Origin of the sequence: Nostoc sp. NMS7 (assembly GCF_017115085.1) — a bacterium.
Taxonomy (GTDB): domain Bacteria; phylum Cyanobacteriota; class Cyanobacteriia; order Cyanobacteriales; family Nostocaceae; genus Nostoc.
This window is the reverse complement of the sequence record NZ_JABXKJ010000082.1, coordinates 40,177-48,943: the sequence shown is the minus strand read 5'-3', so window position 1 is coordinate 48,943 and position 8,767 is coordinate 40,177. Positions and strand designations below refer to the sequence as shown.

The 8,767-nt window shown below is 41.7% G+C and carries 12 protein-coding genes; 10 read left to right on the top strand and 2 right to left on the bottom strand.

Annotation, left to right across the window (positions count from 1 at the left end; all coding sequences use genetic code 11):
• Nucleotides 1–203 (bottom strand): hypothetical protein (locus HWQ38_RS08390; RefSeq protein WP_292792200.1); only part of this gene is annotated, 203 nt, incomplete at its 3' end.
• Nucleotides 204–245: 42 nt separating this feature from the next.
• Here HWQ38_RS08390 and HWQ38_RS08385 point away from each other — a divergent pair.
• Entirely contained in the window at nucleotides 246–686 is a 441-nt protein-coding gene (locus HWQ38_RS08385) for a phage virion morphogenesis protein (protein WP_292792198.1), read from the top strand.
• On the opposite strand, the gene HWQ38_RS08380 is transcribed toward HWQ38_RS08385, so the two are convergent.
• Nucleotides 640–1,107 (bottom strand): helix-turn-helix transcriptional regulator, encoded by a 468-nt coding sequence (locus tag HWQ38_RS08380; RefSeq protein ID WP_292792196.1) that lies wholly within the window; start codon nucleotides 1,105–1,107, stop codon nucleotides 640–642. The two genes, HWQ38_RS08385 and HWQ38_RS08380, sit on opposite strands and share 47 nt — an antisense overlap.
• 189 nt (nucleotides 1,108–1,296) lie before the next feature.
• On the opposite strand from HWQ38_RS08380, the gene HWQ38_RS08375 reads away from it, so the two are divergent.
• The 9 genes from HWQ38_RS08375 (at nucleotide 1,297) to HWQ38_RS08335 (ending at nucleotide 8,679) form a co-directional block, all read left to right on the top strand.
• On the top strand, nucleotides 1,297–2,850 hold the full coding sequence (locus HWQ38_RS08375; protein WP_292792194.1) for a DUF2213 domain-containing protein: 1,554 nt from the start codon (nucleotides 1,297–1,299) through the stop codon (nucleotides 2,848–2,850).
• A gap of 133 nt (nucleotides 2,851–2,983) precedes the next feature.
• Nucleotides 2,984–3,850, top strand: a complete 867-nt coding sequence (locus tag HWQ38_RS08370; RefSeq protein WP_292792192.1) for a hypothetical protein — start codon at nucleotides 2,984–2,986, stop codon at nucleotides 3,848–3,850.
• Between the two features lie 139 nt (nucleotides 3,851–3,989).
• Nucleotides 3,990–4,916 (top strand): major capsid family protein, encoded by a 927-nt coding sequence (locus HWQ38_RS08365; RefSeq protein ID WP_292792190.1) that lies wholly within the window; start codon nucleotides 3,990–3,992, stop codon nucleotides 4,914–4,916.
• A 5-nt stretch (nucleotides 4,917–4,921) separates the two neighbouring features.
• Nucleotides 4,922–5,251, top strand: coding sequence for a hypothetical protein (locus HWQ38_RS08360; protein WP_292792188.1), 330 nt, complete (start codon nucleotides 4,922–4,924; stop codon nucleotides 5,249–5,251).
• Nucleotides 5,252–5,269: 18 nt separating this feature from the next.
• On the top strand, nucleotides 5,270–5,761 hold the full coding sequence (locus HWQ38_RS08355; RefSeq protein WP_292792186.1) for a hypothetical protein: 492 nt from the start codon (nucleotides 5,270–5,272) through the stop codon (nucleotides 5,759–5,761).
• Nucleotides 5,762–5,902: 141 nt separating this feature from the next.
• The gene (locus HWQ38_RS08350) at nucleotides 5,903–6,304 is read left to right on the top strand and encodes a DUF4054 domain-containing protein (RefSeq protein WP_292792184.1); all 402 of its coding nucleotides are present in this window, start codon (nucleotides 5,903–5,905) and stop codon (nucleotides 6,302–6,304) included.
• Between the two features lie 143 nt (nucleotides 6,305–6,447).
• Complete coding sequence (locus tag HWQ38_RS08345; RefSeq protein WP_292792182.1) at nucleotides 6,448–6,840, top strand: hypothetical protein; 393 nt, start codon at nucleotides 6,448–6,450, stop codon at nucleotides 6,838–6,840.
• 56 nt (nucleotides 6,841–6,896) lie between these two features.
• Nucleotides 6,897–7,574 (top strand): hypothetical protein, encoded by a 678-nt coding sequence (locus HWQ38_RS08340; protein WP_292792180.1) that lies wholly within the window; start codon nucleotides 6,897–6,899, stop codon nucleotides 7,572–7,574.
• Nucleotides 7,564–8,679 (top strand): hypothetical protein, encoded by a 1,116-nt coding sequence (locus HWQ38_RS08335; protein WP_292792178.1) that lies wholly within the window; start codon nucleotides 7,564–7,566, stop codon nucleotides 8,677–8,679. The genes HWQ38_RS08340 and HWQ38_RS08335 overlap by 11 nt, the downstream gene beginning before the upstream one ends.
• Nucleotides 8,680–8,767: the final 88 nt, after the last annotated feature.

The window sequence follows — 8,767 nt, the reverse complement described above, 5'->3', positions numbered from 1 at the left end:
GTAGGAGGTAAGCGTTCCGCAAGGTTGGCAACGCCATCGCGTATTTGTTCCTCTATGCCGATTTGTGTAGTTTGATTAGCGGCTGTTGTGTCACTACCACTGCTATTCCCACCAATAATATTCCCTTGGGAATCGACAGGCGTTACTCTTGGGTACGGTGTTTCGTCAAGCATATTTTCTGTTGTTTTCTGAGGCGATCCCACTGAGGTTATCTTTAATTAAAGAGTAACTTTAGAATTCCGTAAATGCCCATATTTTCAATTAAATACAGTGATCAACAAATAAGCGATCGCCTATCGCGCATTCTCACCCAAACCGGGAACCTCACCCCAGCGCTGCAAGAAATTGGCGAATATATGCTCTACGCTATCGACCAGCGCTTTGTCACCGAAACTGACCCACAAGGTAAACCCTGGAAACCGTTGACCGCATTTACCCTGCGAGAAAAACAGGCTAAGGGGAGGATATTAAAAATACTTCAAAGTACCGGTTTGATGCGATCGCGCATCAATTACCAAGTTACTGGTAATCAGTGCATTGTTGGCGTAAACGATGAGAAGGCTAGAAAACATCAATTAGGAATAGGCGTACCAAAAAGAGAATTTATAGGTGTTTCTGCTGTTGATAGAGAACAAATTATCAATATCTTAGACGATTACATACGTTCAGCGTCTGACAGTAGTTAGCAAATCCACTAGGGGAATACTCCGGCAATGGGGGCGTAGAAATGAAGGGTTTCTTGTTCTCTGGGCGCAAAATTTGTAATACCAAAAGTGGAGAGAAAGGGATCGAACCGGAATGGGCACAAAGTAACATTGTCAGTCGGTCTGTATTTCTTCTCAACTCTAATATTTTGTGGCAGCTATTTTTTGTTGCCAATACTTCAGGCGTTGTTCCGAAGATTTCCGCGATCGCACTAACTATCGCGTATTCTGTACGTTGTTTCCCTCGCTCCATTTTGGATAGGGTATCGTTGGAAATGCCAAGGTGATCGGCGAGTTCGAGTTGGGTAATGAAGGATTCCTCTCGAAGTATTTTAATATTTTCGCCAAGAACTCTGTAAATATTTAAATTTTGTAATATTGGCAGTCCGGCTAATTGGGGCATCTTTTTTGGTGAAGGAAGGGGGAAGAAGGAAGGGGGAAGAAAGTAAGAGATTTATTCTTTCTTATCCCTTCTTCCCCCTTCCTCCGAACTTCTTCCTTCAAGAATAACCCCATTCGCTGAAACAGCGAAATAACTAAAAAAACTATTATTCAAATCTAGGATTAGCAAATCGTTATTGCGATCGCATCTGTGGCTACTAGATTTGATGCTGGCGAAATTCGGAAACATGAATTCACGAAAGAGGGATACTTTCGTGCAGAAGCTGTGTTTGCCAAAGACGGCATCTTAGAATATCGCACACCAGATGGGCAAGTAAGAAGAGAGTTAAGAACTCCTGAAGCTAACAAGCAAGCCTTGACTGGGTTTGGGCTAAAACCCATATCTCTAGAGCATCCACCCGTTTTAATTGACGCTTTAAACGCTAAAGAATATTCGGTTGGATTAAGCGATTCTACGGTTTTTTATGACGAGGGTGGATTTGTTCGGGGAGTAATTACAGTTCTTGACTCGACAGCAGTTGAAAGTATCGGCAGTGGTAAAACTGTAGAAATTTCTGCTGGATATAAATGCAATATTGACTCCACACCGGGGATATGGAAGGGGGAAAGATACGATGCAATTCAAACAGACTTAGAGATTAATCATATAGCTGTCACTCAAAAAGGGAGAGCAGGCAGCGAAGTAAGAATATGTCTCGACAGTAGCGGAGATGTTGCTTGGGAAGTAGGCGAAAAGCAAGACGGAAGAAGGAAGAAGGAAGGAGGAGAAAAGATGGAATCATTCTCTTCCCTTCTTCCTCCTTCCTCCGAACTTCTTCCTTCCTTCAATAAAATAACTAAAAAAAATACTGGTATTGAGCGGAGTCGAAATATGGCGAGAGTAACTATTGACAGTGTCACTTACGATGACATCCCGGAGAATTTTGCATTTGTAGTTTCGCAGCAAGCTAAAGAACTAGAAACGGCGAAAGCTAGGGCTGATTCTCTGGAGTCTGAGAAACTTAAGGCGATCGCACAAATTACCGAACTTGAAAAAACAACAACAGAACTTGAAGAAGAACGCGATCGCACTTTAGGACGCGCTGACGGCTATGAAGAAATTGCTAATTCGGCAATACCAGTACTTGAAAAGCATGGGTATGTTTGGGACTCAGATGCAGCCGAATTTGTAGCTGACGCGGCTAAGTCTAAATCTAAGTCTAAATCTGAGCCAATGGCGAAAGATGACCCTGACGACGAGGATGGGGAAGATGAAGATGAGGATGATGATGAAGATGAGGACGAGGATGGGGAAGATGAAGATGATGACGAGGATGAAGACGAAGAAATAGCTAAAAAACCCACACCTAAAGAGAAATCAAAAAGTACTAAAAAGCCTGGAACAAAGAAAGATTCAGTAAGTAATATTCTCAGTGCTTGGAAAAAAGCTGAATCTTTAGGCATTACGGAAGACAGATTTGACTCAGAACTAGACGCTGACCAAGTGCGGCGCTTAACTCTATCAGAATTACTGCCAGATGTTGATATTTCTGGTTACTCACCAGCATGGGTGGAAGGGCTTTTTGATGGCATATACCTGGAAGCTTTGTCTGATGAGGAAGAGGAACCACATACGGACAGTTCTATAAATCTGCAAAATATGGTCAAAATTGCCCGAACACCGCGATCGGCTAGTTCACCTCAAGATGAACGCTCTCAAGCACTTTCAGAGGCTTGGAAAAAACCTCTATCCCTCAGTAGGTAAGGAAGGAGTAATGAGTAATGAGTAATGAGTAATGAGTGAAGAATCTTAACTTATTACTTGTTTCACAAATAATCATACTTTTTACTCATTACTCATTACTCATTACTCATTACTCATTACTTAAATAAAAGCCATGACTTTTGCATCTAACAGTCTTGTTTCTGGACAAACGAACTTTAACCGATATATGCCGGTGGGACTCCCCGGCATGATGTCGGGAATGGGGAGCCACCAGACATATCCACATACAAATACAGTTTCAGCCCTTGATGTTGTAACCGTCATCCCACCGGCGACGGTTGATAACAGTGCTTTATATACCTTATCGGTAAATGGCGCAACTGTTAGTTACACAACTGACTCTACTGCCACAACTGCTGAGTTAGGTGCAGGTTTATATGCAGCAATCCAGGCTGATCCAGTTGTCTATGGCTTAGTAGATGCCAGTTTAAATCTCACTAATAGCGTCATTACCCTAACCGCTCGCACTATTGATTTTTCTATATTAGCCACTACCAATGTTGCCGATAGAACTAATGATATTGCGATCGCTAAAACGACAACAAATTCCCACAATCTAATCATTCCTTTCGGTCGATTTGTTGGACGACAGTCGTTTTACCCTCGTGATCCCAGAGAAGGAACTAGCGCGGCCACATTAATAGATTTGGTTTCTGGGTATGAAGTTTTGGGTGTCACGTTATCTTCCCAAGCTACTGAAAAAGTTGGTCGATTTGGCAACGCTAAAGATGGTTACGCCTTTGGCTATGTAATGAACGTGCTGAAAAACTCTGGCACTTACAAAGGTGTTTGGGTAGAAGCTGTTGACCCTGATTTGGTGATTGGTGATTCTCCAAATATTGCTGTGTCTGTAGGGAATCAGGGCAAAATTACCAAAATTGCTAGCGGCAATCTCAGTGTCGCCAACAACGTCAAAATCATCTCTGGAACCGAGCAATCTTTCGGTAGATTTATCGTGCTTTGCGAAGTGAGGTTTTGAAGGAAGTAATGAGTAATGAGTAATGAGTAATGAGTGAAGAATCTTACTTTTTACTTATCGCTTATTCATAAATCTTACTCATTACTTCTTACTCATTACTCATTACTCATTACTTCTTACTCATTACTTGGTAATTATAATGCCTATCTCAGCCAGTATTCGATTAGATGCCCCAACGGTGGGTGCGTTTGAACGGGAATTAGAACTAAAAGAAGCTCTAGTAATGCACCGGATGTTGCCCCCTTATAAGGCAGCAGCAGGTGAGTTATTTCAAATTGAAGAATTGAATGCGCCTTGGGCGGAAACTACTTCTTTCACCATGATTGATGGAGTTGGTAGTTTTGAACTGGATAACGGTCAAACTACCAATTTACCTTCTGTAGATATGGTCGGCGAAGAATTCTCGCAACGTGCTTTTAGGTATCGTTCTGGTTACTACTTTGACGAAACTGAAGTTGAAGCAACTGTACACCGAGGATTGCCAATTGAAGAACAGAAGATTGCTTTGGTACAGCAAGCTTATATTGAAACACTTAACAAATTATTGTTATTTGGCGATCGCAAAACTGGCACTCCTGGTTTTCTTAACCATCCAGCTTGGTTACGTTCCATTGCACCTTTTAAGTTAGATGGTTCTGTTACCAACGCTAATTCAATCTTGGCTACTCTCAATGCTGGGGTGCAGGGAATCAAAAAAGCTACTAATACGGTAGTTAAACCTGATACATTGTTGCTCCCAGAAGACCGCTACGATTACTTGATGTCGCAACTACGATTGAATGATTTTCAAGAAAAAAGTGCATTGACGTTTTTCTTACAGAATAATCCCAGTATCACAAATATTGAGCCACTTCAGGAATTAGAAGATGCAGGCCCGAACGGTGAACACATTGCCATTTTCTATAAACGCGACCCTATGTGTTTTAAAGCTAGAATTACCGATGCTTTTCGTCCGCGTCCTCTGATGCAAGTAAATCCCTTTCAAGTTTACCGTGCCTACGCTTTTAAATTTAGTGGAATAGTTGTTTATGTTCGCTATTCCTGCCACATAATGATTGGAGTGTAAATTGTATGACTCAAGATTCAGATCAACTCATAATTATCAACCAAAACTGGACAAATGAAGATGGCACTCATGCTGGTGGAGTCTCAACTGGTACAGGCTTTACCATCTCATGGCAAAGAGGCCCTCTTAATGAGGCTGGGAGAAATGGCGCTTTTCTAATTGAAGTTTTAGAGTCTTGCTTTAGTCAATTAGAATATTTTCAAAAATCAGGTTATAAAAGCCAAGAAAATATTGATGCTCTTAATTATTTAGACAAATGTATTGAACATTTGAAATCACGAAGAGAACGTAGAGCATCCGAAGGAACTCTTGGAACTCATAAACCAGATCGGTAATTTTGGAGTAAATCACTCATGACTTATTTGGCAATTATTTACAACCCAGAAATGGAAAAGCGCCAACTCGGATTACCTTTCGGGATGAGGGGCGATCGCCTATTCTACTACCAAATTGATCGCCCCAAAACAAAAACACCCGAAAGGGAAAGAGTTGAGCTAGGTTCGGTGATTTTGAGAAAAGGAACAAACTTTGTTGACGCATTTGAGTGGGGTGCAGTCAACGATCACCTGAGCAATAAGCCAGACATTGCAAGGCTGACTAAATTTGGTGCGATCGCTGTTTATCCTCCTGACGATCCAGTCACCGCCGCCAAGGATACAACTGATTTTGCTGATGAATCGATTGTACAAGAGTTAGTCGAGAATATCTCTGATGTTGACTGGTTGAAACTTAGTGTCAACGTTGATAGACGTATTCCAGTGCGGAAGCTAATTGGCGATCGCCTAAAAGATATTGACCAAGCAGCATCAGCTATGCGTCAACGAATCTCTATGCCAATAGGATGAAGAGAGTAAGGAGTAAAGAGTAAAGAGTAAGGAGTTAGAAGGAAAGAATTTTAACTTATTACTTCTTGCACGATAAGCAAATAATTATACTCCGTATTTCTAACTCCTTACTCCTTACTCCTTACTCCTTACTCAACTCCTATGCTACTATCACCCACCACCGATTACTTTCTTGCTCATGGTTACAACCGATTTGCGATCGTCGAACCCTTAACTATCCAATTCTGGTTAGATACCTCTGCCTTATCTTTCGTTCCCGCATCCCTATGGGGCATACATCGAGTTACGGGTATTATGCTTTGTGCGGCTCACTTTATTGAGATGGAATGGTTGCAAACAGCCCAGACATCAGGAAGTGCAACGTCAATTGCGGCTGGTGGTGGAGGTGGAAGTTTAGCAGCCCAACAAGACGATTTTCAGCTAACTACTTGGGGGAGGAGGTTTTCATTTTTACGCAATGGGTTAATAAATGGCAGCATTTCACCACTTGCTGATGAGACGTTTGCAGGTTTACCAACTTTTGGGATTGGGTTTGTGATTTGAGTAATGAGTAAAAAGTAATGAGTAATGAGTGAAGAATTTTACTTTTTACTTATTTCCAGAACAAGCGAATAATCGTATTTCTTCCTTTTTACTCATTACTCATTACTCATTACTCATTACTCATTACTCATTACTCCTTCCTTATGAACTACATCACCCAAATGATTGCATTACGCGACTCATTGCCCTCAGTGGCCGTTGCATTCAACATTAGCAGCCTCAAAAAATTCTATATTCATCGTCGTGAGAATAACGGCACTGTAATCGAAGAAGTTATCCCCACACCAGTTATTCAAGAAGTTAGCTTACAACTCAAAACAGTTGAGGATTTAAATAGCCTCAAAGGGATGTCAAAAGTATTTGAAGTTAAAGGAATTAGCAAAAAATATCAACGAATTCAACTTGAATCTGAACTAATCGATTTTGAAATTGAGGGAGGCATTAAATGTCAGTTAATTGATATCAAAGAAAATATTATTACTTGGGATTTGAGAGTAGAACAAAAATTAGGAGAACAGCAAATCTATGGAGACTAAAGGATTCACAATTGACGATAGCCACCTAACGGGAAATATCTTTGCTGGTGTGTTGAATGAAAACGATAACGAGGCTAAAAACCTACCTAGAAATTCGCAAGGATACCAGCAATCTAAAACCCAAGTGCAGCAACAAATCAAAGCAATGCGGAGGCGCTTGCATTCCCAGAAATCATAAATGTAAGTTAAGTTCGCAGCAATTAAATAAATTTGTCGAACAAGTAGAAAATAAGATTAAAGATTTACCCAATGAAAGAGCGATCGCACTTAACCCAATTACCGGCAGAATCTTAGTTTCCAAAAGAGGTGATTCGACCAGTGTTTATTTATCCCCTAGTGATTTACAACAGATGCAAGGTGCGATCGTCACTCACAATCACCCCAATTTAGGATGGAGTAAAACCGATGCTAGAAGTAAAGGATTAAGCTTTTCATCAAGTGATGTAGAAGTAGCATGCAGAGCAAATATGGGAGAAATTAAAGCCGTATCTAGTGGATACAGGCACTCTCTGAAACCTCCCAGTACTGGATGGAATGGCGAGTATTGGCAACGCCAAGTTCAACCAACTTATAAAAAATACGAAAAACAAGTTTATAAAGAATCTGTAACCAACATCCTTTTAGGGAAAACCAGAATAGACCAAGCGGAAGCTAATTATCATCACGAAGTAATTAAACGAACGGCAAATCAATTAGGAATGACTTACTCAAGGAAGGAAATTCATGGTAACTGAGATTGAAGAAAGAAATAGTGCCATCGCGGATATTTTTGTAGAAGAATTTGACGCACCAGTCCAAGTATTAACAGCAAGTGAAGATAATCACGGAGTAATTCACGGGAACTTGATTAGCGCTGGAAATTTGTATACTTACGCCTTTGATGAAGAAAGTTTGGGTTTTGTCCATCATGAAGAGGAAACTTTACTCTTAAATGACTACGCCCAAGGATTGTTGAATGGATACGGTATAAAAACCGATAGCGTCTCCCCTTACGAATATACCTTTGGATTAATCCGAGTTGATGCCCAAGTTCGTTGTACTAAGGGTGGAACCCCTTGTGGAAAGATTTGTTTACCAAAGGGTGCTATCTGCCGCAAATATGGAGGAGGGGGAGCAACAGGGGGGAAACTTAAAAGTGGTGGTGGCGGCGCACTAGTGGGAGGTATTGTTGGAGGCGCGGCGGCTGTTGGAGGCGCGGCGGCCGTTGGTGGACTTGCTTATCTCAACCGGAAAAATCTGGCAACTGGAGGTAAAGCAGTTGGTGCTCGGCTCAATAGGGCGGCAACTGAAGGGCATGGTGAGATCAAAGCAGGTTTAGGTGCTGCTAAGGAAAGCTTGAAGACGGGTTTTAAGGCGGCTAAAGAAATGGATAAGCACCTTGGCAATGCTGAAACAAGCGTTCCTTCTGGGTCAGGTTATCAATCTAGCGCCCGAATTCAACGGAGAGGAATTGTGGGGGCGACTGCCGGGGCTAGTGTTGGGGCAGCAGTGGGCGCTGCTGCTGGAGGAGCAGAAAATGCCGCAAGGGTAGCTGGGGGTCACTTAAAGGCAGCAGGTGCAGATATAAAGGCAACTGCTAAAAATACTGCTAGTACAACTGCAAGGGCTGTAAAGGAAACGTTCTTTGGCAAGAAAGCACAAACTGCAACCAAGCCAACAAACATCGCAGAAGAAGAAGCTACACGTATTCACCCTAAACCTATTCAAGAGAAAGGAAAATCATCACGTACACCTGTCACCGTAACTCCAGTCCCTCCTGCAAGCTTACCGCCAAGCAAGAAAACCCCCGGTTTTGAGTCTGACCAAACAGTTACAAAACGTAAGAAAAAACCGAAATGAAGTCGGAAGTTGGAGGTCGGAAGTCGGAAGTAAAGAAAGAAATTCTTTTACTTTGCTTTCAGCAAAGTCCACTTCTTTAACTCTGGCG